The sequence below is a fragment of the Pseudomonas sp. W2Oct36 genome, from assembly GCF_041060465.1.
Taxonomy (GTDB): Bacteria; Pseudomonadota; Gammaproteobacteria; order Pseudomonadales; family Pseudomonadaceae; genus Aquipseudomonas; species Aquipseudomonas graminis_B.
The window spans coordinates 474,737-499,652 of record NZ_JAUERW010000003.1 but is presented as its reverse complement, the minus strand read 5'-3'; the positions used below and the strand labels follow the sequence as shown (position 1 = coordinate 499,652).

Below are 24,916 nucleotides of genomic sequence, written 5' to 3'. Positions count from 1 at the left end.
CGCAGGCCGGACGCGGTGATACGCAATCTGTATAGGGACAATAGCGGGCTGCGGACGTTCTGAATGTATTGCGGTGGTTGTCCTCCCTCTATCGAAGTAGGACAATTGCCGGCTTCACGTAACCATCAGCGACCTTGAATGGCCTTTCTTGCTCTGGGTATCAACCATAAGACTGCATCAGTCGATGTCCGCGAGCGCGTGGCATTTACGCCTGAACAGCTGGTTGAGGCGCTGCAGCAGCTTTGCCGCCTGACCCGAAGCCGGGAAGCGGCCATTCTCTCCACCTGCAATCGCAGCGAACTGTATATCGAGCAGGATCAACTGACCGCCGAAGCCGTGTTGCGCTGGCTGGCGGATTATCACCACCTGAATGTCGATGAGCTGCGCGCCAGTGCCTATGTGCACGAAGACGACGCGGCGGTGCGGCACATGATGCGCGTGGCGTCGGGGCTGGATTCGCTGGTGCTCGGCGAGCCGCAGATCCTTGGCCAGATGAAATCGGCGTATGCCGTGGCGCGGGAGGCCGGCACGGTTGGGCCGTTGCTCGGGCGACTGTTTCAGGCCACCTTCAGCGCTGCCAAGCAGGTGCGCACCGACACAGCCATCGGCGAGAACCCGGTCTCCGTCGCTTTTGCCGCCGTCAGCCTGGCCAAGCAGATTTTCAGCGACCTGCAGCGCAGTCAGGCGTTGCTGATCGGGGCAGGGGAGACCATCACTCTGGTCGCGCGTCACCTGCACGATCTCGGGGTCAAGCGTATCGTCGTTGCCAACCGCACCCTCGAACGCGCGAATATTCTCGCCGAGCAGTTCGGTGCCCACGCGGTGCTGTTGGCCGACATTCCGGCCGAGCTGGTCAACAGCGACATTGTCATCAGTTCCACGGCCAGCCAGTTGCCGATTCTGGGCAAGGGCGCCGTTGAAAGTGCGCTGAAACTGCGCAAGCACAAGCCGATCTTCATGGTCGACATCGCCGTGCCGCGCGACATCGAGCCTGAGGTCGGCGAGCTCGACGACGTCTACCTCTATACCGTGGACGATCTGCACGAAGTCGTCGCCGAAAACCTCAAGAGCCGTCAGGGCGCGGCGCAGGCGGCCGAAGAACTGGTCAGCGTGGGCGTCGACGATTTCATGTCGCGGCTGCGCGAACTGGCGGCGGTCGACGTGCTCAAGGCGTATCGTCAGCAGAGCGAACGCCTGCGTGACGAAGAACTGCAGAAGGCCCAGCGCATGCTCGCCAATGGCAGCAACGCCGAAGACGTGTTGATGGCGCTGGCACGTGGCCTGACGAATAAATTGATGCACGCCCCCAGCGTGCAACTCAAAAAGCTGTCCGCTGAAGGCCGCGTCGATGCGCTGGCCATGGCCCAGGAACTCTTTGCCCTCAACGAGGGCTCCACGGATAAATCCCCGCAATGAAAGCTTCACTGCTTAATAAGCTGGACGTGCTCAGCGACCGTTTCGAGGAATTGACCGCGCTGCTCGGCGATGGCGAAGTCATCTCTGATCAAACCAAATTTCGCGCGTACTCCCGCGAGTACGCCGAAGTCGAGCCCGTGATTCAGGTGTACCGGCAACTGCAGAAAGTGCAGGCCGACCTCGAAGGCGCGCAGGCGCTGCTCAAGGACAGCGATCCCGACATGCGCGAAATGGCAGTCGAAGAGGTGCGCGATGCCAAGGATCAGTTGCTGGTGCTTGAGGCTGATCTGCAGAAAATGCTGCTGCCCAAAGACCCGAACGATGGCCGCAACGTGTTTCTGGAAATCCGCGCCGGCACCGGCGGCGACGAAGCAGCGATTTTCGCCGGCGACCTGTTCCGCATGTATTCCCGCTATGCCGAGCGACGTGGATGGCGTGTCGAGATCCTGTCCGAGAACATAGGCGAACATGGCGGCTACAAGGAAGTCATCGCGCGGGTCGAAGGCGAGCACGTCTACGGCAAGCTGAAATTCGAGTCGGGTGTGCATCGTGTTCAGCGCGTCCCGGAAACCGAATCCCAGGGCCGAATTCACACCTCCGCGTGTACGGTGGCGGTGTTGCCAGAGCCTGACGAACAGCAGACCATCGAGATCAACCCGTCCGACTTGCGCGTTGACACCTATCGCTCATCCGGCGCCGGTGGTCAGCACGTCAACAAGACCGATTCGGCCATCCGCATCACGCACTTGCCGTCCGGCATTGTGGTGGAGTGTCAGGAAGAACGGTCGCAGCACAAGAACCGCGCGCGGGCCATGTCCTGGCTGTCGGCCAAGCTCAACGATCAGCAGACCGCTGCGGCGGCCAACGCTATCGCCAGCGAGCGTAAATTGCTGGTAGGTTCCGGGGATCGCTCGGAACGCATTCGTACATACAATTTTCCACAGGGGCGAGTCACGGATCACCGCGTGAACCTGACGCTCTATTCCCTTGATGAAGTTCTGGCCGGCGGGGTCGATGCAGTGATAGAACCGTTACTTGCCGAGTATCAGGCAGATCAACTTGCGGCACTGGGTGATTAAATGACCATCATCGCCAGCTTGTTAAGAAGCGCCGAGCTGCCGGACTCTCCGACAGCGCGTCTGGATGCAGAATTGTTGCTGGCCGCTGCCCTGGGCAAGCCGCGCAGTTTTCTCCACACCTGGCCCGAGCGTATTGTCAGCACCGAAGCGGCGCATGCCTTCGACGGCTATCTCAAGCGTCGACGGACCGGCGAACCCGTCGCGTACATCCTGGGCCTGCAAGGGTTCTGGAATATCGACCTGGAAGTCGCGCCCCATACGCTGATCCCGCGGCCTGAAACCGAGATGCTGGTGGAAACCGCGCTGGAGCTTTTGCCCGGTGCGATTCCCCACACGCTGCTCGATCTGGGCACTGGCACCGGCGCCATCGCGCTGTCGCTGGCCAAGGATCGTCCGCAGTGGAACGTCACGGCGGTGGATCGCGTTGAAGAGGCGGTCGAGCTTGCCGAACGCAATCGCCAGCGCCTGCACCTGGATAACGCCAAGGTCCTGCACAGCCACTGGTTCAGTGCTGTCGAGGGTCAGCGTTTTGACCTGATCCTGAGCAACCCGCCTTATATTGCCTCCAACGACCCGCACCTGGTCGAAGGTGACGTGCGCTTCGAGCCAAGCAGCGCGCTGGTCTCCGGCACCGATGGCCTGGATGATCTGCGTCTGATTGTGTCGCAAGCGCCCGCGCACCTTGAAGCCGGTGGCTGGCTGTTGCTGGAGCATGGCTACGATCAAGGTGCAGCAGTGCGCGAGCTGTTGCTTGAGCACGGGTTCGAAGAGATCAAGACCCGTCGCGATCTGGGCGACCACGAACGCATCACCTTCGGGCGGGTGCCGTGCTGACGGACGAGGAGCTGCTGCGCTACAGCCGGCAGATCCTTCTGCAACAAGTCGACATCGAGGGTCAGCTGCGCCTCAAGCAAAGCCGCGTGTTGATTGTCGGCCTCGGCGGACTGGGTTCGCCGGTGGCGTTGTACCTGGCGGCGGCCGGCGTCGGAGAATTGCATCTGGCGGATTTCGACAGCGTCGATCTGACCAACCTGCAACGCCAGATCATTCATGACACCCCGAGCGTGGGGTTAAGCAAAGTCGATTCAGCCATCACCCGGCTGACCGCCATCAATCCACAGATCACACTGGTCGCCCATCGCGCGGCCCTTGATGTCGACTCACTGGCGGCAGCCGTTGCCGGGGTCGATCTGGTCCTGGACTGCTCGGACAATTTCTCGACGCGCGAGGCGGTCAATGCGGCCTGCGTCGCCGCGTGCAAGCCATTGGTCAGCGGCGCTGCGATCCGCCTCGAAGCGCAACTCTCGGTATTCGACCCGCGCCGTCCGGAGAGTCCTTGCTACCACTGCCTGTACGGGCACGGCAGCGAGACCGAACTGACCTGCAGCGAGGCCGGCGTGATCGGCCCGTTGGTAGGGTTGGTCGGCAGTTTGCAGGCCCTTGAGGCCCTCAAGCTGCTGGCCGGCTTTGGCGAACCAATGGTGGGGCGACTGCTGCTGATCGATGCCATGAGCACGCGATTCCGCGAATTGAAAGTCAAACGCGATCCTGGCTGCAGCGTCTGCGGTACCGGGCTCCGAGCTGCCGCCGAGCATGAATAGAGACAGCGATGCCCCGGTGGCGGTGTTCGATTCCGGCGTCGGCGGGTTGTCGGTGCTGGCGGAAATACAGCAGTTGCTGCCACGGGAATCGTTGCTCTACGTCGCCGACTGCGGCCACATCCCCTACGGCGAGAAAACCCCCGAATTCATTCGCGAACGATGCGCGACGATTGCCGAGTTCTTCCAGCTTCAGCGCGCCAAGGCGCTGGTGATCGCCTGCAATACGGCGACGGTGGCGGGCATCGCTGACTTGCGCGCCCGCTATCCTGACTGGCCGCTGGTGGGAATGGAGCCGGCGGTCAAACCTGCGGCCGCAGCGACACGAACCGGTGTCGTGGGTGTGCTGGCGACCACGGGCACCTTGCAAAGCGCCAAGTTTGCCGCATTGCTCGATCGCTTCGCGGCAGACGTGCACGTCATCACGCAGCCTTGTCCGGGACTGGTCGAGTTGATCGAGACGGGCGATCTGGTCAGCCCAACGATTCGCCAGCTGCTGCAGGGTTACGTCGCGCCGCTACTCGCCGCGGGCTGCGACACCATCATTCTGGGCTGCACCCATTACCCGTTTCTCAAGCAGTTGCTGCGGGAAATGATCCCGGCGTCCATTACGCTCATCGATACCGGCGCCGCTGTAGCCCGGCAGTTGCAGCGGTTATTGGGTGAGCGCGAGCTGCTGGCGAGCGGTCATCCTCGGACTGCCCAGTTCTGGACGACCGGCGATCCAGAAGATTTCAGAAACGTCCTACGCGTGCTTTGTAACAACTCCGACAATGTGCGAAGCTTCGTTTCGTGAAAAAAACGTGAATCGCTTCGTCTGTGGGTGAACTAAAGTTCAGCCGCCGGCTTCTACAGCACTTCTGTCGATATAAAAAATTTCTAACTGCTTTCGAAAATAGGATGTTTCAGATGAAGCGACTGTTTTGTTTGGCTGCGATTGCGGCTGCTTTGTTGGGGCAAAGCGCAATTGCACAAGCTGATGGGGTCGAGTTTTCCGTAGGACAGACTGGCGAATCCACCATGACTTATCGTCTGGGTGCGCAGTTTGATTGGGATAAAAGCTGGTGGCAAACCGGTGTTGGTCGCCTGACCGGCTACTGGAGCGGCGCCTATACATACTGGGAAGGCGACAAGAATTCCAGTAATAACAGCCTGTCTTTTTCCCCGGTATTCGTTTATGAGTTCTCGGGTGAGAGCGTCAAGCCGTACATCGAGGCCGGTATCGGCGCCGCTGTATTCCAGCGCACCGAAGTGGAAGGCAACAAACTGGGCAGCGCGTTCCAGTTTGAAGACCGTCTGGGTTTTGGTCTGCGCTTCGCGGGCGGACATGAAGTTGGCCTGCGCGCCACTCACTACTCCAACGGCGGCATGACCACCAACAACGACGGTATCGAAAGCTACGCGATTCACTACACGATGCCGTTCTAAGCGTTTGATTGCGTATTGCGCGAGCGGGTTTAACCGCACCTGCAACGTACCACCCGCTTCTTCCCGGCTGAGGCCGGTCCTACTGAAAAAACCTCGTAGGACCGGCTTTGGCCGGGAATGTATCAGCCAACGCGGCTGGTGCAGGCGAACATCAACCCCCAGGCTTCCTGTTTGTCGCGACCATCACAAATAGGCCGTCGCAATCCCTTCTCTTTCGGCAATGCACTCCGGCGCACCCATTTCGAATTCCCTGCAAATCAACGGCCGACGGTCGTAGATCGTGCACATCATCGTGTCGCGATCCAGCGCTGCGCACCACCCATCGTCCAGGCGCAGCATGACATCGCCGCCCCAGTCATCGGTGTCAATGTACCGCTCGGGCACGCCGGTGTCGGTGATCAGCATGACTTCCAGCTGACAGCAGCAGGCCGCACAGGTGGAACACGTGATAGCGGGTTCGGCAGGGAGTTGAAGCGAAGGGATCACAGTCGTCATGGGCGGCAGTTTAAATCACCGCGCAGCGCACGGCTAACCGGTGTGACGAATGCTCACCCATTCTCCTGCGTCTCGGCCTTGCGCTGGGGCAGCGACTTGAACGCTTGCAGCGCGCGTTCGCGGCTGGCTTTCAAATCGACGATGGGCGCGGGGTAACTTTCCACGCCGAACAGCCCGCCCTGAGCGGTGGGTTTATGGATGTCGCGCTTGTTCAACTCAGCCAGTTCAGGCACCCACTGCTTGATGAATCGACCTTCCGGGTCAAAGCGCTCCGACTGACTTTGCGGATTGAAGATCCGGAAGTAAGGCGACGCGTCGGTGCCGGTTGATGAACTCCATTGCCAGCCGCCATTGTTCGACGCGAGATCGCCGTCGATCAGGTGCTGCATGAAATAGCGTTCACCTTCACGCCAGTCGATCAGCAGATTCTTGGTCAGGAACATCGCCGAGATCATCCGCAGGCGATTGTGCATCCAGCCAGTTTCAAGCAACTGACGCATGGCTGCATCGACAATCGGCAGACCCGTACGGCCCTGTTGCCAGGCTTCCAGATCCTCCGGCGAATGGCGCCATTTCAGCGCTTCGGTTTCCGGCCGGAAGGCGCGATGACGGGAGACACGGGGAAAGCCTACGAGCACATGCTTGTAGAACTCACGCCAGAGCAGCTCGTTGATCCAGGTCACCGAACCCGAATTGCCGGTTTCAAACTCCCCATTGTTGCTGCGCAGCGCCGAATGCAGACACTGGCGGGGCGAAATCACACCGGCCGCCAGGTACGCAGACAGCTGGCTGGTGCCAGGCTTGGCAGGAAAGTCGCGCTCTTGATCGTAGTAATGCACTTGCTCGTCGGTGAAGTTGTGCAGGCGATCACGCGCCTCGTCCTCACCGGCAGGCCAGAGCGAGCGCAGGCTTTCGGTCGGCGCGGCGAAACCCTTGACCGCGTCCGGCACGACATCGCTTTTGATGGACAGCTTCTGCTGTGCCTTGGGCAATGCAACCATCGCTGGCATGGAGTAATGCAAGCGGGCGTAACAGACCTTGCGAAATTGCGTGAAGACCTTGAAGTAACCGCCGCTTTTGGTCAGCACGCTGCCCGGCTGAAAAAACAGCTGGTCGAGGTGGCGATGAAACAGAATGCCCGCGCCGTCGAGTGCGCTCTCCACCTCACGATCACGTTTGGTCTCGTTGATGCCGTACTCGTCGTTGACGTGCACGCTGTCGACCCCGTGTTGCTGACACAAGGTAAGGATCGCCTTGGATGCCTGCGCCCACGTGCCTGCCTGGACCATCAGCAGAGGGACGTTCAGCGCCGCAAGTGCCTTGCTCAATTCGCGGAGGTTGCGCAGCCAGAAATCGACTTTGCATGGGGCATCGTCATGGCTCTGCCACTGGCCCGGGCTGATCATGTACACAGCCAGAGTCGGGCCCTGCTCCATGGCAGCGCTCAGCGCGGTGTTGTCGTGCACACGCAGATCGCTGCGCAGCCATATCAATTGCATGGTTATTCCTTAGAGAAGCCCCAGCCGCTGCAACGCGGCCTGGGCGGTCAAAGGGTCTTCGGCGAGGGAGAGGCCGGAGACTTCAGCCTCGGCTGCGGATAATTCCGTCGAATGAATGCGCACCGCGGGCCCGACGATCAACTTCGGGCACTCGATGTTGTGCAGCAGACGAGGCAAGTGGCCGACATTCAGTGATTTGCTGGAATACAACAGCACTGCGCGTGGCTTGAGGTATTCGCAGGCCAGGGCGAGTTCGCCGGCGGGCAAAGGCCAGTCGAACACTTCAACCGGGCAATCGGCACTGCTGAGCAGCCACGCGGTCAGCCACAAATGCGGTTCGAGCGGCAGATCGGACTGGTTGACCAGCAGCAAGGGCGCGCCGCTGACCTGACGATTGTTGTGATACAGCCGGGCGCCGAACTTGCTGCGCAGCCACGAGTAGAAAAACACCCGCTCCAGCTGCGCGCCGAACTGGCCCTGCCAGCGCTGCTCGAGGGACGCCAGCAACGGCAGTAACAGTTGTTCACAGAGCGTGCGCGGTGGATACAGCGACATCGCGCGGTTGAGCGAATCATCCAGGCGTCGCTCGGCCAGGGCGCCGATGGCGTCCTGAAGGGTCTGGCGAAGAATGTCCCAATCGTTCTCGACACTCGGCGCGGGTGCCTGCTGATCATCGATCAGTTGCTTGACCTGACTGACCGACACGCCGCGGTTCAGCCACGTAAGAATGGTGAGCACGCGGTCGACATGCTCGTGGCTGTAGAGCCGGTGGCCCTTGGGCGTGCGGTGGGGAACGATAAGGCCATAGCGGCGTTCCCAGGCGCGCAATGTCACAGCGTTTACGCCGGTCAGGCGGGCGATTTCGCGAATCGGCAGCCAGCCGTTTTCAAACGCGCTCGCGGGGTCCTGCGGGTCGCCTTCCGGCGGTTGTTGCTCATTAGGGGTCATGGTCAAATCGCGTTGCGCAGACTGAGGTTTTCCGGATGCGGCTGCAGGTACACCTGCAGTGCAATGTACGGGTCGGGGTGTCGACGGAAATGGTGTTTGAGCAGCGTCAGCGGTACAACCAGCGGCACGATGCCCTGGTGGTACTGATTGATGAGGCCCTGGATTTCTTTCTTGTCGGACGCACTGAGTGTCTGGCGCAGATAGCCGCACAGATGCTGCAAGACGTTGGTATGGGTGCGCCGTGTCGCCGGTTTCTTGAGCGCGCTCATCAACTGACTGAAATAGCGCGGGGCGATCTCGGCCGGGTCATTTCGGCCCATGGTGCCCAGCAGATTCCCCAGCGTCTTGTACTGGATGGGGTCGTTGGCCATCAGCTGGTATTTATAGCGGGCATGAAACTCGGTAAGCGCGCGGCGAGTGATGCCGTTTTTCAGCAGCGTCTGCCAAGCGGCATAGGCAAACACACGGGTAATGAAGTTCTCCCGCAGGACCGGATCGTTCAAGCGACCGTCTTCTTCCACCGGCAGATCAGGGTGGCGTGCGCAAAACGCCTGGGCATAAATGCCGCGTCCGCCGGTTTCAAACGGCACGCCGTTGTCGCGGTAAACCTTCACGCGCTCCAGGCCGCACGACGGCGATTTCTGCATGAAGATGTAGCCGCAGATGTCGGACATCTCGGTGGCCATGTGTTCGCCGTAATCAGCCAGTTGCTCGGTCACGTTCATGGCGTGGTGAACACTGCCGACCGCTTGGGGATGCTCCGGGTCACCCACCAAACGGATGGCTTCGCGAGGAATGCCCATGCCGATGGCGACTTCGGGGCACGCGGGCACGAAATCGAAATATTCAGTGAGGGCTCGGGTCAGAAGGTGAGATTCCTTATGCCCGCCGTTGAACCTGACCTCCACACCCATCAGGCAGGCGCTGACGCCCAACTTGGGTTTGGAGGCTTGATCTGATGAATGATCGAGTACAGCAGACATGGACAAACCCTCGATGGACTTCTTATACAGATTCGTTTCTCTGTACAACATTTGCCCATGATAGGTTTGTGGCAGTGCAAGTCAAATAATTTGTACAAGATCGCGGAATGAAACGACAAGATGCGGGAATTTAGCTGCAATTACGGGGTGGTGGGACGATTTGGAGGAGATTACTTCCAGCCCATCTTCCAGCTCTGGTCATTTTGCAGCGTCTGCCAAGGCAGCTTCTGGCTGCGTTTGGTCATCACCGCCTGCAGCTCAATCTCTAGCACTGTGCCTTCTTCATCATAAAAAAGCTCGGTGACCAGAAAGTGCTTCTCACGATGTTGAGGGGATGCTGCCGTCCACTTCGACAGCAGCAGCTTGCGCGGATTGAGTCGATTCATTTGAGGTGTTCCAGCAAACGCCGTGCGGCTTCATGGCCGCTCAGCCATGCGCCCTCGACACGGCCTGACAGGCACCAGTCGCCGCAGACGTAAAGGCCCAGATCCGCATCCGACAACGCGCCGACTTCGCGCCCGCCAGCCGGTCTTGCGTACAGCCAGCGGTGGGCGAGGGTGAACGCCGGGGCCGGCATTGCGCAATTCATCAGCTCGGCAAATGCGCCGTGCAACTGATCGATGACCTCTTCTTTGGGCATGTCGACATGCTGACGGCTCCAGGCGCTGGTGGCGTGCAAAATCCACGTATCCATCTGGCTGTCGCGCCCCGGCTTGCTGCGGTTGCGGGCCAGCCAGTCGATGGCGCTGTCCTGCACGAAGCAGCCTTCAAGTGGCGTATCCAGCGGGGTGTCGAAAGCCAGCGCGACGGCCCAGGTCGGCTCCATTTTCACGCCCGCCACAACGCTTGCCAGTTTCGGTGCGTCGGCCAGCAGGGTAGTGGCCTGGGGCGCGGGAATGGCGATGACGACATGACTGAACGGGCCATGGCTCTGGCCATCGGCATCCAGCAGATTCCAGTGTTGTTCGCCACGAAAGACTTCGGTGATGCGGCAGGAAAAGGTCACCGGCAGGTCGCCGAGCATGGCCCGGGTGATTGCACTCATGCGCGGCGCGCCGACCCAGCGCACTTGCTCATCGGGCGACAGGCTGAGTTTTCCACCATGAAAGTTGTAAAGCAGCGGCTTCCACTCGCCCACGTGGCCCTCGGCCTGCCACTGCTGCACGGCGGCGGCAAAGCGGCGATCGCGAGCGGTGAAGTACTGCGCACCCATGTCCAGTGCGCCGGCATCGCTGCGTTTGCTGGACATGCGGCCGCCACTGCCGCGGCTCTTGTCGAAGAGATGAATGCTATGCCCGGCGGCTTGCAGCGCCTGGGCGGCGGAGAGTCCGGCGATGCCGGTACCGATGATTGCGATGGGGACAGTCATAGGGGCCTCGTTACCTTGTCTGCACAGACTACGCCTCAGGCAAAAGCTGTACAATGCCGTTTTTCGGTATAAGTTGTCGCCCTGCAGAGGCAGGACGCGGACCTTCCAAGGGCTCGCTGACAAGTCTGACGCTTTGCTGCAATCGTTCAACTGCACGATCGGGCTGTCCTAAAGAACAGCGGGGAGTGGAGCGCCGTAACTTGACCTAAAGTTGAGTGATCATTCCGCGCACGAGCTCATGGCTTGTGAAGAAATAGACTCCGCAATTGCGATGAACGCCACGTAAGGAACTCAGTCATGCACATCTTGCTGACCGGCGGTACAGGCTTGATAGGGCGTCGTTTGTGTAAACACTGGCTCGCGCAGGGCCATCAACTGACGGTTTTGAGTCGCAAACCCGAGGAAGTGGAGCGGCTATGCGGCGCCAGTGTTCGCGGGATTGCACACTTCGATGACATCGGCAGTCAGCACGTCGATGCGGTGGTCAATCTGGCCGGCGCGCCCATCGCGGATCGCCCGTGGACCCGCAAACGGAAAATACTGCTGTGGGACAGTCGCATTACCCTCACCGAGCAATTGGTCACCTGGCTTGAACGCCGCGACCAGAAACCCGGCGTGTTGATTTCCGGGTCGGCGGTGGGCTGGTATGGCGATGGCGGTGAGCGCGAACTCGACGAAGACGCGCAACCGGTCAGCGAGGATTTCGCCAGTCGCCTGTGCATTGCCTGGGAAGAAACCGCGCAACGTGCAGAAACGCTGGGCATTCGCGTGGTGCTGGTGCGCACCGGTCTGGTGTTGGCCGACGAAGGCGGCATGCTGCAACGCCTGCTGCCGCCCTTCAAGATGGGCATGGGCGGGCCGATCGGCAACGGACGCCAGTGGATGCCGTGGGTTCACATCGAGGATCAAATCGCCCTGATTGATTTTCTGATGAACCGGGATGACGCACGAGGTCCATATAATGCCTGCGCGCCGTCACCGGCTCGCAATCGGGATTTTGCCAAGACGCTTGCGTCCGTGCTGCACCGACCATCATTCATGCCGATGCCGGCCGTAGCACTTCGCTTATTGCTGGGCGAGCTGTCAATCCTGCTGCTGGGCGGTCAACGCGCTCGGCCAGACCGTCTGCAAGCGGCGGGTTTCACTTTCCGATTCACTGATCTGCGCGCAGCCCTGGAAAATCTTCTGGGCCGCCACTGACATCAAGGTGTTGCATGACCGATCACGCTTTATTGCTGGTTAACCTGGGCTCACCGGCGTCCACGTCGGTCGCTGACGTGCGCCGCTACCTCAATCAGTTCCTGATGGACCCTTACGTTATTGACGTGCCGTGGCCAGTACGTCGCTTGATCGTCTCGCTGATTCTGATCAAGCGCCCGGAGCAGTCGGCCCATGCGTACGCGTCAATCTGGTGGGACGAGGGGTCGCCGCTGGTGGTGCTGAGCAAGCGACTTCAGCAGGCCATGGTCAAGGAATGGAAACAAGGCCCGGTCGAACTGGCGATGCGTTACGGCGAGCCGTCGATCGAGACCGTGCTCACGCGCCTGGCAGCCCAGGGCATCAAAAAGGTCACCCTGGCGCCGCTGTATCCACAGTTCGCCGACAGCACAGTGACCACGGTGATTGAAGAAGCCAAACGCGTAGTCAGTGACAAAAAGTTGAATTTCGACTTCTCGCTGCTGACGCCGTTCTTCAATCAGCAGGAATACCTCGACGCGTTGGTGGCCAGTGTGCGACCGCATTTGCAGCAGGAATACGATCATCTATTGCTGAGTTTTCACGGTCTGCCCGAGCGGCATATCACCAAGCTCGACCCAACCGGCAATCACTGTTTCAAGAGCGGCAACTGCTGCGAAACAGCGTCGCCCGAGGTCCTGGCGGTCTGCTACCGCGCGCAGTGCATGCGCTCAGCGGCAGAGTTCGCCAAGCTGATGGGGATTGCCGATGGCAAGTGGTCAGTGTCGTTTCAGTCGCGCCTGGGCCGCGCCAAGTGGATCGAACCCTACACCGAACCGCATCTGGAGGAGCTTGCTGCTCAAGGCGTGAAGCGACTGCTGGTCATGTGCCCGGCGTTTGTCGCGGACTGCATCGAAACGCTGGAAGAAATTGGTGATCGCGGGGCTGAAGTGTTCAGGGACGCCGGGGGCGAGGAGCTGGTGCTTATTCCATGCCTCAACGACGACCCGAACTGGGCTAAGGCGCTGAATACATTGTGCGAAAAGGCACCGGCGATGGGGGTGTAATAACCTGAAATTAGGTGTTGTGTTCATTCCCCGTTGGAGCGACCGGGGTGGCGTTCCACCTTGCTCGCGAATGCGTCTGCTCAAGCGGCATTGATGAACCTGATGCGCCGCCTTCGTGAGCAAGCTCACTCCCACAGTTTCGGTGTACGCCGCAAATCTAAGCTACTCCCACAGAATCCCAAAAAAAGGGGGCATCACGTGAATGATGCCCCCTTTTCATAACGCTGTAGAACTACGGCAGCTGATCATCCAGGTGCTTGTTCTTCCAAGCGTCATTGCCCGGCAGGATCAGGTTCAGCACGATGGCTGTGACGGCGCACAGCGCGATGCCTTTCATGCCGAAATCATCAGGGCCGTTGCCGGTGCCGATCAGCACGCCGCCAATGCCGAACACCAGCGTGACGGACACGATCACCAGATTGCGCGCTTCGGCCAGATCAACCTTGTGGCGGATCAGCGTGTTCATGCCCACCGCCGCGATCGAGCCGAACAGCAGGCACAGAATCCCGCCCATGACCGGCACCGGAATGCTCTGCAGCAACGCGCCGAACTTGCCAATGAACGCCAGGGTAATGGCGAAGATTGCCGCCCAGGTCATGATCTTCGGGTTGTAGTTTTTCGTGAGCATCACCGCGCCGGTGACTTCGGCGTAGGTGGTGTTGGGCGGGCCACCGAAGGCGCCGGCCACGGTGGTCGCGATGCCGTCACCCAGCAATGTCCGGTGCAGGCCGGGCTTCTTCAGATAATCACGGCCCGTCACGCTGCCCACTGCAATCACGCCACCGATGTGCTCGATGGCCGGAGCCAGTGCCACCGGCACGATGAACAGGATGGCCTGCCAGTTGAATTCCGGCGCCGTGAAGTGCGGCAAGGCCAGCCAGGGTGCGGCGGCGATCTTCGCTACATCGACCACGCCGAAATAGAACGACAGCGCAAAACCCACCAGTACGCCCGAGATGATCGGCACCAGGCGAAAGATGCCTTTGCCGAACACCGCGACGATCAACGTCGTCAGCAGCGCCGCCATCGAAATGATGATGGCGGTGTTGTATGGGATGAGCTCAGCGGCTCCATCACCCGTCCGGCCCATCGCCATGTTGGCGGCAATGGGTGCCATCGCCAGACCGATGGAAATGATCACCGGGCCAATCACCACCGGCGGCAGCAGGCGGTCGATAAAACCGGTGCCTTTGACCTTCACGGCCAGGCCAAGGAAGGTGTAGACAAATCCCGCTGCCATCACGCCGCCCATGGTCGCAGCAAGACCGAACTGGCCCTTGGCGAGGATGATCGGGGTAATGAACGCAAAGCTCGACGCAAGGAAGACCGGCACCTGACGGCCTGTCACCACCTGGAAGCACAAGGTGCCCAGACCCGCCGTGAACAGCGCCACGTTGGGGTCGAGGCCAGTGATCAGTGGCATCAATACCAGCGCGCCGAATGCCACGAACAGCATCTGCGCGCCCGACAAGATCGTGCGCCAGAGTGGATCGTTGAACTCATCCGGCTTCATCAGGCGTCCTTCTGCTTGGTGCCGAAAATCTTGTCGCCGGCGTCGCCCAGGCCCGGAATGATGTAGCCGTGTTCGTTCAGTTGCTGATCGATGGACGCGGTATAGATGTTGACGTCCGGGTGGGCCTTCTCGACCGTGGCGATGCCTTCCGGCGCAGCCACCAGGACCATCGCGCGAATGTCGCGGCAACCGGCTTTTTTCAGCAGGTCGATGGTGGCAACCATGGAGGAACCGGTGGCGAGCATCGGGTCGATGATCAGCGCCAGACGCTGGTCGATCTCGGGAGCGAGCTTTTCCAGATACGTGTGGGCTTCGAGGGTTTCTTCATTGCGCGCGACGCCCACGGCACTGACCTTGGCGCCCGGGATCAGGCTGAGGACGCCTTCAAGCATGCCGATGCCGGCCCGCAGGATGGGCACCACGGTGATCTTCTTGCCGGCGATCTTCTCGACCTGAACCGTGCCGGCCCAACCCTGAATCTCGTAGGTTTCCAGCGGCAGATCCTTGGTCGCTTCGTACGTCAGCAGCGCGCCGACTTCCTGAGCCAGTTCACGAAAATTCTTGGTGCTGATATCGGCACGGCGCATCAGGCCGAGCTTGTGGCGGATCAGCGGATGGCGGATCTCACGAATGGGCATAGGGGAAAGGCTCCAGCGGGCGGGCAAAAAAAACGGCTTAGATTAATCTATTCAGCTGTAACTTGTCCTTACGGTTAGGTTCGGGCGCCGACATTTCTGGAACGGCAGTGCAACATTAGTCCAGAAACACTTGCCCTGATGTCGGCGGATGCGTACCTTTGCCCGCTTTTCCTTACACAGCCCCCTTGGAGAGCGTCATGTCCGCTGATCTCGAGCATATCCGTCAAGTCATGCGCGAGGCTGACTGCCTTTACAACGAGGCCGAAGTCGAGGCCTCCATCGCCCGCGTCGGCGAGCAAATCAATGGCGTGCTGGCCGACCGTAACCCGGTGGTATTTTGCGTCATGAATGGTGGCCTGATCTTCGCCGGCAAGCTGCTCACTCATCTGAATTTCCCGCTGGAAGCGTCCTACCTGCACGCCACCCGCTACCGCAACGAAACCAGCGGCGGTGACCTGTTCTGGAAAGCCAAGCCCGAAGTCTCGTTCATCGATCGCGATGTGCTGATCATTGACGACATCCTCGACGAAGGTCATACCCTCGGCGCGATCATCGACTTCTGCAAACATGCCGGCGCGCGCGCTGTTCACACCGCGGTGCTGATCGACAAGGACCACGACCGCAAAGCGCGTCCTGACCTGAAAGCCGATTTCGTCGGCCTGCCTTGCATCGACCGCTACATCTTCGGTTACGGTATGGACTACAAGGGCTACTGGCGCAACGCGGCCGGGATCTATGCCGTCAAAGGCATGTAAGACAAGCATCATCATAGTGTCGGGGTGAGCTTGCTCGCTCCACAAATGCCACAGTCAACAAAGATTTCGGGTGTTGCAGGGACCGGAGAGTGTGGAGGGGCGGCATGACTCCGCATGCTAGAGTGCCCCCCACTTTTTCGGGAGGCGCCCATGACGTTATCGTTTCGAAGTACCGCTGCGTTTATGTTGCTGTTGACGCTGCCACTCCCCGCCTTCTCTGAACCCATGCACGCGCAATACCTGCCGCCGGACGAGTTGTCCATGCGCGAGGGCGAACCCGAGCAGCAGCAATTGCTGCAGATCACCGAGTATTCGGTGGTGGTCGGCAGCCAGCGGCAGTCGAATCAGCAGCCGATCCCGGTCACCTCGCCGCTGATCCTGCGCCTCAAAGGCAAACCCATGAACAAGGGTGCGACCATTGCCGACGTGCTGATCCACTTCGACGGCGAAAGCAAAAGCCTGAAAAAACCGACCTACGATGAACCTTCGCGCACGCTGACGCTGTATTACCCGGCAACGCAATACCGCGTGCTCGTGGATTTGCTGCGTAACGAAAAGGTCTACTGCCAGTTCCTCAGCTATGCCAACGGTCACGTCTGGGCTGACCTGCACACCGGCAGCGTACGCGCGCGTTGAGCCCGCGGCCGGGCGGGGGGTAAACTGCCCGCCCGTGATATGTCCCGCAAGTCAGTTGGAGTCAGCAATGCGTAAAGATAAGAAGCAGGTGATTGGCGATGAAATCGGCGACGCCCAGATCAAGCTGTTCCTCGATTTCGAACCGGTCGACGCCACTTCGCCTTCGCTGCACAAGCTGATCAAGGCCTACCGTGGCCTGCGCGTCGACGACTTCGGGCGTTTTCTGACGTTCTTCAAGGAAGCCGGTTACGACCTCGACGGAAAAGACGAGCACGGCGATGACTTCGTTACGCTGATCAAGGATCAACGCAACGCCGACGAATACATTGAGCTGATCAAGAACGCTAAAGGCTGAATCATGCAATTCCCGGGCGCCATCCTCCGGCGCCCAATGCTCCCCTCCGGTTATTCAGCAGGTTCCTGCTTCCACCCCGTCACTACATAATCGAAAGACCCTTCCTACCGCAGCCTTCGGCGTTTGCGACTACCGAAAGCCGTGCGTCAAACCATAATCAGACCTGTGACACCGTTCACAAGGACGCGAGCAGGACGCTCGCCTTAATGATTGGAAAAGGAATTCATGACATGCAAACGATAGGAAATTACGTCACTCGCAGTATCGCCGTCATCACCATGATGGTTGCGGCAGTATCCGCTCAGGCGGCTTATCCCAGCAAAATCCAGCTCAACATCGAAATGTGGAATCAGTCTGGCACCGACCTCGCGCTGGTATGGGCCAGTTGGGCGTCGGCCAATGCCGATTACACCGGCTATGGCTTTTCGGCTGACGCACCCACCGCGTCTGTGTCCATCCCGCTGAAGAATCCGCGCAATGATGCAGCGAGCTTCCGCGTGAGCGGGGAGGGCAAAGTCTGTGAGTTCAGGGCGGCCCACTCAGTGACGTTCAGTTGGGTCTCGATCACGCCGGCGCCGGAGAAATCTGCAACGGGCACATCAATCGGGAAGGTCCCAGCCGAGTGCATTGCCTCGGTGATCAAAGGCACGAACTCGATGCAGGCCTATTCCGTCAGATTCGTGATGAAGTGATGTTCAAGCCGCAAAATTGCTCTGCGGCTACAGCCGATCCGGCCTAATCCAAAAAACAAAACCCCGCCTGATGTGGCGGGGTTTTGTTTTACAGCTTTCTTAGAGCAGGCCAGCGATCAGGCGAACGTTGCCGCTTCGCTGTTCTGCGCCAGATCCAGGCTGGCGTCGCTCTCAGCACTGATGCGCTGATAAAGCTGCGCATCGGTTTCCAGGCCCTTTTCGCGAGCCGGGAAGATCTCGCTCAACTTGGCGGCCCACTCGGTGCGGGCTTTGTCCGGGAAGCAGCGCTCGATCAGATCCAGCATGATCGAAACCGTCACCGAAGCGCCTGGCGAGGCGCCCAGCAGTGCGGCGAGGGAACCGTCCTTCGCCGACACCAACTCGGTACCGAACTGCAGGACGCCGCCTTTTTTCGGGTCTTTCTTGATGATCTGTACGCGCTGGCCGGCCACTTCCAGACGCCAGTCTTCGGCTTTGGCTTCCGGGTAGAAACGGCGCAGTGCATCGAGCCGCTGCTCCATCGACTGCCGCACTTCGCTGATCAGGTATTTGGTCAGGTCCATGTTGTCGCGGGCCACCGCCAGCATCGGCGCGATGTTGGCCGCGCGGATCGACAGCGGCAGGTCCATGAGCGAACCGTGCTTGAGGAACTTGGTGGTAAAACCGGCGTACGGGCCGAACAGCAGGGAGGTCTTGCCGTCAACGACGCGGGTGTCCAGGTGCGGCACCGACATCGGCGGCGAACCCACCGCCGCCTGGCTGTACACCTTGGCCTGATGGCGCTTGACCACTTCAGGGTTGTCGCAACGCAGCCACTGGCCGCTCACCGGGAAGCCGCCGAAACCCTTGCCTTCCTCGATGCCGGACATCTGCAGCAATGGCAGCGCTGCACCGCCCGCGCCCAGGAACACGAATTTGGCGTCGATGTCACGGGTGCTGCCGCTGTTCACGTCTTTGATGGTGACGGTCCAGCCGTCGCCCTTGCGGCTCAGATCGGTAACCCGTTTGCAGTATTTGACCTGCGCATCGGGTGCGCTGGCCAGATGCTTGAGCAGCAGGTTGGTCAGGTTGCCGAAGTTGACGTCGGTGCCGTGCATGACCCGGGTCGCTGCGATAGGCTCATCGACAGGACGGCCAGGCATCATCAGCGGCATCCACTCGGCCAGTCTGGCTTTGTCTTCGGTGTATTCCATGGAGGAGAAGGCGTGGTGGGTACGCAGCGCTTCGTAACGCTTTTTCAGGTACGCCATGCCTTTTTCGCCCTGCACGAAGCTCAGGTGCGGAACCGGCGTGATGAACGAGCGCGAAGAGCCGAACGTGCCTTTGCGGGCCAGGTAGGCCCAGAACTGTTTCGAGACCTCGAACTGGGTGTTGATGTGAATCGCTTTTTTGGTATCGATCGAGCCATCGGCCGCTTCCGGCGTGTAGTTCAGCTCGCACAGCCCGGCGTGGCCGGTGCCTGCGTTGTTCCAGGGGTTGGAGCTCTCTGCAGCACCGGAATCCATCAGCTCGACGACTTCAACCTTGAGGTTCGGGTCCAGCTCTTTGAGCAGTACGGCGAGGGTGGCACTCATGATGCCTGCCCCGACCAGCACTACGTCGACTGCTTCGTTATACGCCATTAACGCGTCTCCAAAATCTGCAGCACCAAATTGACGGCATGCGTTCCCGTGGTCAGTCGCCAGGTTCGGGCGGCGCGGTGTTCGCGCAGTGCCTCGTTCAACCTGGCCGGGATCGCCATGTCCGATTCTTCGCAATTTTTTGCATCTTCAGCGGACGCCACCGAACGAGCCTGGTTGATGCTTTTATGAGGCAAGCATGAACGCATTTTTCGGCCCGTGCAGCCATTCGACTATCGTCAAGGCGTCCGGTTGTGCAACCAAATCCGTAGCGGACAGGCTTCAGGCTCTTTCGACGGAGACTGCGTTGCGGTCGGTCCTTTGCAAGGGGGCTGGGTCAGACGCTAACGGTGCATTTACAAACGCGAAACTATTCATTTGCTTGCCACACTCTTGTGAAGTTGTGAAAACCCGTTTTTTTCACGCTCTTTTGGAGACGCGAACCTCAAAAAGGGCTGCGCGATGGCAGCTCTGGCAGATCAGGTTCATACGCGATGTGAGGCAAGGACTGGCGCAGGACGATCGAATGGATCGACGATCCGGCGTCTGCGCCGCGGCCACATCGGGCTGCACATGTCTGTGTGGAAGGCTCTCTGTGGGCGGTACGGAGGAGTCGACAGTGGTTATCGACGATGCTGCGAGGCCCGATCAGGAGACGTCCTTATAATCGGGGGAAGATTATAGCGATGAAACGGGCAGAAATGATCCAGGAAAAATGACTTTTATTCGGCTTTTGGTCAGATGCTGAGCATATGCCGGGCGGTAATCGCACGTGACCGGGAAGTCACGCGGGCGCTCGCAGGGAGCGGGCGCTGCAGCCAGCACAGGTTTGCCTCGTGGACTTCGACCCAGCCCTGACCGCAAGGCGTTTCGGCGCAGTGCTTGAACGCCAGGCAGATGCCGTGGGTGTCCAGACGTGCATAGTGGCGATGACGGCGGCGCAGCGAGAACAACGACCAAAGAAAGTCCATGGCAGGACTCCTTGCTGGAGAGTTAAAAAAAGTATGGCCGGCAGGGATGACACCGCTGTGACGTTGCGATTGCGCAATTGTGTTCATTTTGACTGCGGGAGCATTCCTGCCTGGCCGGAACCGCCGCAATGGCACTTTGTCGTATGTTTACCCTAGTGAGCGGCCTTGGGAGGTCGCTATACTGCGGCACATTTTGTGCCTTGGCCCATGGAGAAATGAGCATGTTGCGTCGCGTTCTGTTCGGTTTGCTTGCCGCTGGCAGTCTGACCCTGGCGGGCTGTGCCCACAGCCCGCAATCCCTCACCCCGGAACCCAAGCTGAACGCTCAACTGGCTCCGGTCGGTCACGGCCAGCAAGTGGTCGTGCGCGTGGTTGACGGTCGTCAGTCGCAGCAGCTTGGCACCCGTGGTGGCCTGTACCCGGAAACCAGTTCGATCACTGTCAACGGTCAGCAGTTGCTGCCAAGGTTGCAGGCTCAGGCTGAAGCAGGTGTGCGGTTGCTCGGTTTCACGCCCGTGCCGAACGGTAGTGGCCCGCAGTTGACCGTCACCCTGGCTGACCTGAAGTATCAGTCGCCGAAAGAAGGCCTGTACGTCACCGAAGCCAACATCAGTTCCACGTTCCGCGCTGACGTTCAGAATGGCGGTCGTAACTACAGCGGCCGTTATGCGGCTTCGATGGATCAACGTTTCGGCATGGCGCCAAACGAAGAGACCAACACCAAGCTGATCAGCGACGTACTCAGCGACGCCCTGACTCGCCTGTTCCAGGATCAGACGATTGGCCGCACCCTCGGCCAATAAGCTCAACGCCTGATGCTGATAAACAAAAAGCCCCGGTTTCGCGAGAAGCCGGGGCTTTTGTTCATTCAGCGGGAGGGCACTCGGGATCTTCATCGCGGCGCATTCAAGCCGCCTGATAGAAATCCAGAAAACTGAAACCGGTTTGCAGATCCACTTCCGGCAGGTCGTTGTGCGCATGGCCGCCGAGGGCGCAATACACCAGCCAGTGCCTGTCCTGGACGTTGAACCCCAGCGCGTCGATCAATGCTTCCTGTTCGTCGCTGGGGGCGATGAGGTAAAGGCGGTCCTGGTTGTGGGCGTGCAGCATGACGCTCTCCGTGGCGGTGGGTCGGTTTGAGGTCCCGCACAGTGCCCGGTTCAGGTGACGTTAAGGTGACAGCGATTAGTGTGAGCGGCAGATCCAAACCGAGTCTGCGGCGCCCAAGAACCAGGCGCCATCGAGGCACCATGTCGCTTATCCATCACGCCCCCGGCATCGCCATCAACCTCTGCGCCTTGCTCGCTGCGGGCCCCGGCATCTGGCTGCTCCATACCACCCGCACTCGCGAGCAGCGAGAGATGGCCCACTTGCACCACCTCACCGAGCAAGCCCAGATCGACGAGCCCATGCACCTGATGGATGTGCCCACCTTGCGCATGATCCGCCTGAGCTATCGGTTCGGCACGGCGTGCCTGGCGTTCGCGCTGTTGCTGTCGTGGGTGAGCACCAAGCTTTGATGGCTTAAAAAGCCAGCGTCACCCGCGCATTCAACGTCTGATCCGACGCATCGTTGCTCACCTGTCCGTTGTAGCTCAGCCCGACGCTCAGCGTGTCGCTCAAGCCCAGATCGACACCTGCACCAAGGACCGCTGCGCTGCGGGCAATCGGTGCGCCGGAGAGTTCGAAAGTGTCGCCGCCGCTGAAGGCCGCACGGCTTTCTGGCGTCACGTCGCCGTAGGCTCGACGCCAGCCCAGTGTCGCGTTGGGCTTGATCGCGACGGTGCCAGCGTTCAACCGCGTGGCGGCACGCAGGCCGAGGGTGCTGAAGGTAATGTTGTTGTCCTGAGACTTGTTCTCCAGTCTGATCGCGCTGCTGTTCTCATCGAAGGAGTCCGTGTCCAGTCGCACATGGGCGAGGTTGGCGAAGGGTTCAACCTGCGCGTTGCCCAGCTCGATGGCGTAACCCAGTTCGCCAAACACCTGATTGGTCGCTGCGTTGTAATCTTCCTTGAAACGCTCGGAAGCACCCGGCAAGTCCAGCGTGCGCTTGGCCGTCAGCTCGTGCCAAGTGCGAACCGCGCCGAGGCGCAGGCCCAGTTGGCCCCACTTGGCGCCCGCATAGACGCCCAGATGGTAGTTGTCGCTGTCAGTGGAACCGGAGGCATGGCGCAGGTCGAAGCTGCTGTGGCTGAAACCGGCCAGCGCACCCACGCGCCAGGTCTCGTCGAGCGGCACGTCAGCGCCGAACAACAAGCCGCTGGTGTGCGTATCGAGGCCCGAAACGTCACCGGTGCTGTCGGTTTTGCCGGTCGCGCCGATGGCCTGAGTCCACACCACGCCACGGGAATCATCTCCGGCGAGGGTCTGCGTCGTGCCGCGAAGTGCCGGTGCCGACTGCGCTTGCTGCAAGCGATCGTTCACCGCGTTGCGCACCAGGCGGCTGTCTTCGATCAGCGCGGACTGGGTCGACGCATGCAGCTCATTGGACAGCGCCTTGAACGTGGCCTGCGCGGTCGACGCGTCGTCCTGCACCACCTGACCCCAGAGCGCGTTGCCAGCCCCGGCGCTGTCCAGCCCTTGCGCGACGGCTCTGGCATTGCGGGTCGTCGCCAGGCTGGCAAAGGTCTGTGCGTTGCGGTCCAGCGTCAGTCCGACATCGGTTGCCGTGTAGTTCAGCGTCGGGGTGAGAAACGCGAAGTTCGTTTGCACATTGGCGAATGCACCGCTGACGCCGCCGGCGGCCGAGAGAATCGAGTAACGGCTTGCGGCCACCCAGTTACCGCCCTCAACCAGCGACAGCGTACTGTTATTGAGGGTTGCACGGCCGCTGGCGACGATGCGGTCGGCTTTGCCGTTGGCGTCCGATTCGACCTGATAGACCGAGCCCTGAGCAAGGTTCACGTCACCATTGACGTTCAGTTGCCCGACCGAATTACCCGGTGCCACCACGCCGCCCTGAGCGACATTGATGCCGCCGACGGTGCCATTGCCGCCCAACGTTGCGCCTTGCTGCACACTGACGATGGAGTTGCCCAGGTTGCCATTGACCGCCAGCCGACCTGCTTGCACCGTCGTTGCGCCGGACAGGCTGTTGTTCCCGGTCAGGTTCAGCGAGCCAACGCCCCGTTTGATCAACGCCCCGTTGCCCGCCAGGGTGCTGGCAAGGGTGTCGTTGGTCGACTGATCGAGTACCAGCGTCGCGTTGTCGGTGATCGTTCCGCTGCCGAATGCCTTGGCATGGCCGGTCAGCACGCCACCGTTGATCACCGTGCCGCCCGAGTACGTGTTGTCGCCCGTCAGGATCAGATTGCCGCTGCCGTTCTTGATCAGCCCGCCGCTGCCGCTGATGTCGTTGCGCCAGGCGTCGATGGCGTTATAGCCGCCGAGGCTGGCGTCCATGTTGACCGTGACGTTGGAGTTGAACGCCGCATAACCATCGCCCGCTGCGTACAGGTTCAGACGGCCGTAGCCCCCTGACTGATCGATCACCGCGTACCCGGACGTAATCTCGGTGGTTGCCAGAATCTCGCGGCGCTGACTGGCGTCCAGGTACGGGAAGCGGGTTTCCAGCAACACTTCGGCGTTGGTCGGCACCACGGCGGCCAGGTTGGTCGGGCCCACCGGATCGAAGCCATAGGTCATGCGCGAGGTGAACAGCGCCTTGTCCTGAGCGTGTTGAGACCTGCGATCGGTCGCCGGGTCGATGGTCGCCATGCAGTTGTTGACGTCACCGCCGCACTGCGCCGTGAAATAGCTCAGTGCCTGTGCGCGAGCATCGGCGCGCAGTTGCGCGTTGGCCGGGTTGGAGAGGTTATCGATGGCGAAATAGGTTGCGGTGATGCGCCCGCCCATCACGTCGAACGGCGAATGCATGCCGGCCTCAATGCGGTTGTCGCCAATTTCCGAGGCGCGCAGCATCAACTCGCTGAAACGCTCGGGAATCGCGTAGGCCAGGGCGTATGAAGACAGGTACGCGGCGTTGGTATGGCCGCTGGGGAATCCCGAGTCGCTGGCCGGCGTGGTGCTTTCTGCCGGGCGCAGGGAGGGCGCCACCACGAAGGCCAGACTCTGGCCGTCGAGACTTTGCCGCCACGGTCGCGGATACAAATAGTGGGATTTGGCGGGCGTGGTCGAGGCATCGTTGCGCACAGCGCTGACGAGGTCGACGACTTTGCCCAGTGCCGAAGACGAACTGCCTGCGCCGTTGCCTTTGTCGTCGTATTTGACGGTTTTGTTGCTGTCGTCGAACTGGGTGATGGTCGTGAAGGCTCCAGCGCCCGCTTTGTAGGCAGCGCTCAACGAGCCGAGGCCGCTGATTGCGCTATAGCTCTGGTCGCGACGGTCGTCGAAGTAGGCGGCGGTTTCCTGGGCGAGTGTCCGGGTGTTGGCGCGGTCGACCACGGTTTGCAGGTTGCGCCGTAGCAGGCTCTGACCCAGGGCGGTGGGTGTGCCCGTGTCCCAGGTCGCACCGGTCGTCCATAAGGTATTAAATCCGGAAAGCAGGTCGACACCGTTGATGGCGTCGTCTCCCGCACGGCTCGCTGCCTGAACCGACACGGCGAGCAACGAAAGTACCAGGGAAGACACCATCACATGGGCAACCGGTTTGCTGGATCGCATAGCGTACGCCTTCACTCGTTTGGATAGGCGACGACCCTAGCAAGCCAGTCTTACGC

At 60.5% G+C, this 24,916-nt stretch carries 26 protein-coding genes; 14 read left to right on the top strand and 12 right to left on the bottom strand.

Going from position 1 to position 24,916, the window contains the following annotated elements; translation table 11 throughout:
- Positions 1-138: 138 nt before the first annotated feature.
- From hemA to QWI18_RS07615, 6 genes are all read left to right on the top strand, one after another.
- Positions 139-1,416: a glutamyl-tRNA reductase gene (gene hemA, locus QWI18_RS07640; protein WP_065991780.1), complete on the top strand. Its 1,278-nt coding sequence runs from the start codon at positions 139-141 to the stop codon at positions 1,414-1,416.
- Entirely contained in the window at positions 1,413-2,495 is a 1,083-nt protein-coding gene (gene prfA, locus QWI18_RS07635; RefSeq protein WP_065991781.1) for a peptide chain release factor 1, read from the top strand. The genes hemA and prfA overlap by 4 nt, the downstream gene beginning before the upstream one ends.
- Positions 2,496-3,329, top strand: a complete 834-nt coding sequence (gene prmC, locus QWI18_RS07630; protein WP_065991782.1) for a peptide chain release factor N(5)-glutamine methyltransferase — start codon at positions 2,496-2,498, stop codon at positions 3,327-3,329. It begins immediately after the preceding gene.
- Positions 3,323-4,096 (top strand): molybdopterin-synthase adenylyltransferase MoeB, encoded by a 774-nt coding sequence (locus QWI18_RS07625; RefSeq protein WP_369318545.1) that lies wholly within the window; start codon positions 3,323-3,325, stop codon positions 4,094-4,096. The genes prmC and QWI18_RS07625 overlap by 7 nt, the downstream gene beginning before the upstream one ends.
- Entirely contained in the window at positions 4,089-4,889 is an 801-nt protein-coding gene (murI, locus tag QWI18_RS07620) for a glutamate racemase (protein WP_192132539.1), read from the top strand. The genes QWI18_RS07625 and murI overlap by 8 nt, the downstream gene beginning before the upstream one ends.
- Positions 4,890-5,002: 113 nt before the next feature.
- Positions 5,003-5,521, top strand: coding sequence for an acyloxyacyl hydrolase (locus QWI18_RS07615; protein ID WP_065991785.1), 519 nt, complete (start codon positions 5,003-5,005; stop codon positions 5,519-5,521).
- Positions 5,522-5,704: 183 nt separating this feature from the next.
- Here the strand turns inward: QWI18_RS07615 and QWI18_RS07610 are convergent, their stop codons facing one another.
- The 6 genes from QWI18_RS07610 to QWI18_RS07585 all read right to left on the bottom strand — a co-directional run bounded on the left by QWI18_RS07610 (position 5,705) and on the right by QWI18_RS07585 (position 10,815).
- A complete protein-coding gene (locus tag QWI18_RS07610; RefSeq protein ID WP_369318544.1) occupies positions 5,705-6,016 on the bottom strand; it encodes a YkgJ family cysteine cluster protein in 312 nt (103 codons plus the stop codon).
- Between the two features lie 53 nt (positions 6,017-6,069).
- A complete protein-coding gene (phrB, locus tag QWI18_RS07605; protein WP_369318543.1) occupies positions 6,070-7,515 on the bottom strand; it encodes a deoxyribodipyrimidine photo-lyase in 1,446 nt (481 codons plus the stop codon).
- Positions 7,516-7,524: 9 nt separating this feature from the next.
- Complete coding sequence (locus tag QWI18_RS07600) at positions 7,525-8,463, bottom strand: MerR family transcriptional regulator (RefSeq protein WP_296306606.1); 939 nt, start codon at positions 8,461-8,463, stop codon at positions 7,525-7,527.
- Between the two features lie 2 nt (positions 8,464-8,465).
- The gene (locus QWI18_RS07595) at positions 8,466-9,446 is read right to left on the bottom strand and encodes a DUF523 and DUF1722 domain-containing protein (RefSeq protein ID WP_065991788.1); all 981 of its coding nucleotides are present in this window, start codon (positions 9,444-9,446) and stop codon (positions 8,466-8,468) included.
- A 170-nt stretch (positions 9,447-9,616) separates the two neighbouring features.
- Positions 9,617-9,832, bottom strand: a complete 216-nt coding sequence (locus QWI18_RS07590) for a TIGR02450 family Trp-rich protein (protein ID WP_369318542.1) — start codon at positions 9,830-9,832, stop codon at positions 9,617-9,619.
- Positions 9,829-10,815, bottom strand: a complete 987-nt coding sequence (locus tag QWI18_RS07585) for an NAD(P)/FAD-dependent oxidoreductase (protein ID WP_369318541.1) — start codon at positions 10,813-10,815, stop codon at positions 9,829-9,831. Before QWI18_RS07585 ends, QWI18_RS07590 begins: the two co-directional genes overlap by 4 nt.
- A 297-nt stretch (positions 10,816-11,112) precedes the next feature.
- Between QWI18_RS07585 and QWI18_RS07580 the strand changes: the two genes are divergently transcribed.
- Both QWI18_RS07580 and hemH read left to right on the top strand, forming a co-directional pair.
- Positions 11,113-12,015, top strand: a complete 903-nt coding sequence (locus tag QWI18_RS07580; RefSeq protein WP_369318540.1) for a TIGR01777 family oxidoreductase — start codon at positions 11,113-11,115, stop codon at positions 12,013-12,015.
- A gap of 14 nt (positions 12,016-12,029) precedes the next feature.
- Positions 12,030-13,058, top strand: coding sequence for a ferrochelatase (gene hemH / locus QWI18_RS07575; RefSeq protein ID WP_369318539.1), 1,029 nt, complete (start codon positions 12,030-12,032; stop codon positions 13,056-13,058).
- Positions 13,059-13,290: 232 nt separating this feature from the next.
- On the opposite strand, the gene QWI18_RS07570 is transcribed toward hemH, so the two are convergent.
- Complete coding sequence (locus QWI18_RS07570) at positions 13,291-14,571, bottom strand: uracil-xanthine permease family protein (protein ID WP_369318538.1); 1,281 nt, start codon at positions 14,569-14,571, stop codon at positions 13,291-13,293.
- Complete coding sequence (gene upp / locus QWI18_RS07565; RefSeq protein ID WP_065991794.1) at positions 14,571-15,209, bottom strand: uracil phosphoribosyltransferase; 639 nt, start codon at positions 15,207-15,209, stop codon at positions 14,571-14,573. The genes QWI18_RS07570 and upp overlap by 1 nt, the downstream gene beginning before the upstream one ends.
- A 197-nt stretch (positions 15,210-15,406) precedes the next feature.
- Here upp and QWI18_RS07560 point away from each other — a divergent pair, with 197 nt between their 5' ends.
- From QWI18_RS07560 to QWI18_RS07545, 4 genes are all read left to right on the top strand, one after another.
- Entirely contained in the window at positions 15,407-15,964 is a 558-nt protein-coding gene (locus QWI18_RS07560) for a hypoxanthine-guanine phosphoribosyltransferase (RefSeq protein WP_037018287.1), read from the top strand.
- A 150-nt stretch (positions 15,965-16,114) separates the two neighbouring features.
- Positions 16,115-16,600, top strand: a complete 486-nt coding sequence (locus QWI18_RS07555; protein WP_369318537.1) for a hypothetical protein — start codon at positions 16,115-16,117, stop codon at positions 16,598-16,600.
- Positions 16,601-16,667: 67 nt separating this feature from the next.
- On the top strand, positions 16,668-16,955 hold the full coding sequence (locus tag QWI18_RS07550) for a PA4642 family protein (protein WP_192132551.1): 288 nt from the start codon (positions 16,668-16,670) through the stop codon (positions 16,953-16,955).
- Between the two features lie 206 nt (positions 16,956-17,161).
- Entirely contained in the window at positions 17,162-17,647 is a 486-nt protein-coding gene (locus tag QWI18_RS07545; RefSeq protein ID WP_065991797.1) for a hypothetical protein, read from the top strand.
- 116 nt (positions 17,648-17,763) lie between these two features.
- Here QWI18_RS07545 and mqo read toward each other — a convergent pair whose 3' ends face one another.
- Together mqo and QWI18_RS07535 are read right to left on the bottom strand one after the other, a co-directional pair.
- The gene (mqo, locus tag QWI18_RS07540) at positions 17,764-19,269 is read right to left on the bottom strand and encodes a malate dehydrogenase (quinone) (RefSeq protein ID WP_369318536.1); all 1,506 of its coding nucleotides are present in this window, start codon (positions 19,267-19,269) and stop codon (positions 17,764-17,766) included.
- Between the two features lie 734 nt (positions 19,270-20,003).
- Positions 20,004-20,237, bottom strand: coding sequence for a hypothetical protein (locus QWI18_RS07535; RefSeq protein WP_065991801.1), 234 nt, complete (start codon positions 20,235-20,237; stop codon positions 20,004-20,006).
- 221 nt (positions 20,238-20,458) lie between these two features.
- Here QWI18_RS07535 and QWI18_RS07530 point away from each other — a divergent pair, with 221 nt between their 5' ends.
- Positions 20,459-21,040 (top strand): YajG family lipoprotein, encoded by a 582-nt coding sequence (locus tag QWI18_RS07530; RefSeq protein ID WP_065991802.1) that lies wholly within the window; start codon positions 20,459-20,461, stop codon positions 21,038-21,040.
- A gap of 103 nt (positions 21,041-21,143) precedes the next feature.
- Here QWI18_RS07530 and QWI18_RS07525 read toward each other — a convergent pair whose 3' ends face one another.
- Entirely contained in the window at positions 21,144-21,347 is a 204-nt protein-coding gene (locus tag QWI18_RS07525; protein ID WP_369318535.1) for a hypothetical protein, read from the bottom strand.
- A gap of 140 nt (positions 21,348-21,487) precedes the next feature.
- Here QWI18_RS07525 and QWI18_RS07520 point away from each other — a divergent pair, with 140 nt between their 5' ends.
- Positions 21,488-21,757 (top strand): hypothetical protein, encoded by a 270-nt coding sequence (locus QWI18_RS07520; RefSeq protein WP_369318534.1) that lies wholly within the window; start codon positions 21,488-21,490, stop codon positions 21,755-21,757.
- 4 nt (positions 21,758-21,761) lie between these two features.
- On the opposite strand, the gene QWI18_RS07515 is transcribed toward QWI18_RS07520, so the two are convergent.
- Positions 21,762-24,860, bottom strand: a complete 3,099-nt coding sequence (locus QWI18_RS07515) for an autotransporter domain-containing protein (protein WP_369318533.1) — start codon at positions 24,858-24,860, stop codon at positions 21,762-21,764.
- Between the last annotated feature and the right edge of the window lie 56 nt (positions 24,861-24,916).

Coding starts and splice junctions, on each gene's coding strand:
- phrB (WP_369318543.1), bottom strand. CDS start 7,515: ATGCAATTGATATGGCTGCGCAGCGATCTGCGTGTGCACGACAACACC.
- QWI18_RS07615 (WP_065991785.1), top strand. CDS start 5,003: ATGAAGCGACTGTTTTGTTTGGCTGCGATTGCGGCTGCTTTGTTGGGG.
- QWI18_RS07535 (WP_065991801.1), bottom strand. CDS start 20,237: ATGGACTTTCTTTGGTCGTTGTTCTCGCTGCGCCGCCGTCATCGCCAC.
- hemH (WP_369318539.1), top strand. CDS start 12,030: ATGACCGATCACGCTTTATTGCTGGTTAACCTGGGCTCACCGGCGTCC.
- prmC (WP_065991782.1), top strand. CDS start 2,496: ATGACCATCATCGCCAGCTTGTTAAGAAGCGCCGAGCTGCCGGACTCT.
- QWI18_RS07530 (WP_065991802.1), top strand. CDS start 20,459: ATGTTGCGTCGCGTTCTGTTCGGTTTGCTTGCCGCTGGCAGTCTGACC.
- mqo (WP_369318536.1), bottom strand. CDS start 19,269: ATGGCGTATAACGAAGCAGTCGACGTAGTGCTGGTCGGGGCAGGCATC.
- QWI18_RS07520 (WP_369318534.1), top strand. CDS start 21,488: ATGTCGCTTATCCATCACGCCCCCGGCATCGCCATCAACCTCTGCGCC.
- QWI18_RS07600 (WP_296306606.1), bottom strand. CDS start 8,463: ATGACCCCTAATGAGCAACAACCGCCGGAAGGCGACCCGCAGGACCCC.
- upp (WP_065991794.1), bottom strand. CDS start 15,209: ATGCCCATTCGTGAGATCCGCCATCCGCTGATCCGCCACAAGCTCGGC.
- QWI18_RS07515 (WP_369318533.1), bottom strand. CDS start 24,860: ATGCGATCCAGCAAACCGGTTGCCCATGTGATGGTGTCTTCCCTGGTA.
- QWI18_RS07585 (WP_369318541.1), bottom strand. CDS start 10,815: ATGACTGTCCCCATCGCAATCATCGGTACCGGCATCGCCGGACTCTCC.
- QWI18_RS07610 (WP_369318544.1), bottom strand. CDS start 6,016: ATGACGACTGTGATCCCTTCGCTTCAACTCCCTGCCGAACCCGCTATC.
- QWI18_RS07545 (WP_065991797.1), top strand. CDS start 17,162: ATGATTGGAAAAGGAATTCATGACATGCAAACGATAGGAAATTACGTC.
- QWI18_RS07555 (WP_369318537.1), top strand. CDS start 16,115: ATGACGTTATCGTTTCGAAGTACCGCTGCGTTTATGTTGCTGTTGACG.
- QWI18_RS07595 (WP_065991788.1), bottom strand. CDS start 9,446: ATGTCTGCTGTACTCGATCATTCATCAGATCAAGCCTCCAAACCCAAG.
- QWI18_RS07570 (WP_369318538.1), bottom strand. CDS start 14,571: ATGAAGCCGGATGAGTTCAACGATCCACTCTGGCGCACGATCTTGTCG.
- QWI18_RS07560 (WP_037018287.1), top strand. CDS start 15,407: ATGTCCGCTGATCTCGAGCATATCCGTCAAGTCATGCGCGAGGCTGAC.
- QWI18_RS07525 (WP_369318535.1), bottom strand. CDS start 21,347: ATGCTGCACGCCCACAACCAGGACCGCCTTTACCTCATCGCCCCCAGC.
- murI (WP_192132539.1), top strand. CDS start 4,089: ATGAATAGAGACAGCGATGCCCCGGTGGCGGTGTTCGATTCCGGCGTC.
- prfA (WP_065991781.1), top strand. CDS start 1,413: ATGAAAGCTTCACTGCTTAATAAGCTGGACGTGCTCAGCGACCGTTTC.
- QWI18_RS07580 (WP_369318540.1), top strand. CDS start 11,113: ATGCACATCTTGCTGACCGGCGGTACAGGCTTGATAGGGCGTCGTTTG.
- QWI18_RS07550 (WP_192132551.1), top strand. CDS start 16,668: ATGCGTAAAGATAAGAAGCAGGTGATTGGCGATGAAATCGGCGACGCC.
- QWI18_RS07590 (WP_369318542.1), bottom strand. CDS start 9,832: ATGAATCGACTCAATCCGCGCAAGCTGCTGCTGTCGAAGTGGACGGCA.
- hemA (WP_065991780.1), top strand. CDS start 139: ATGGCCTTTCTTGCTCTGGGTATCAACCATAAGACTGCATCAGTCGAT.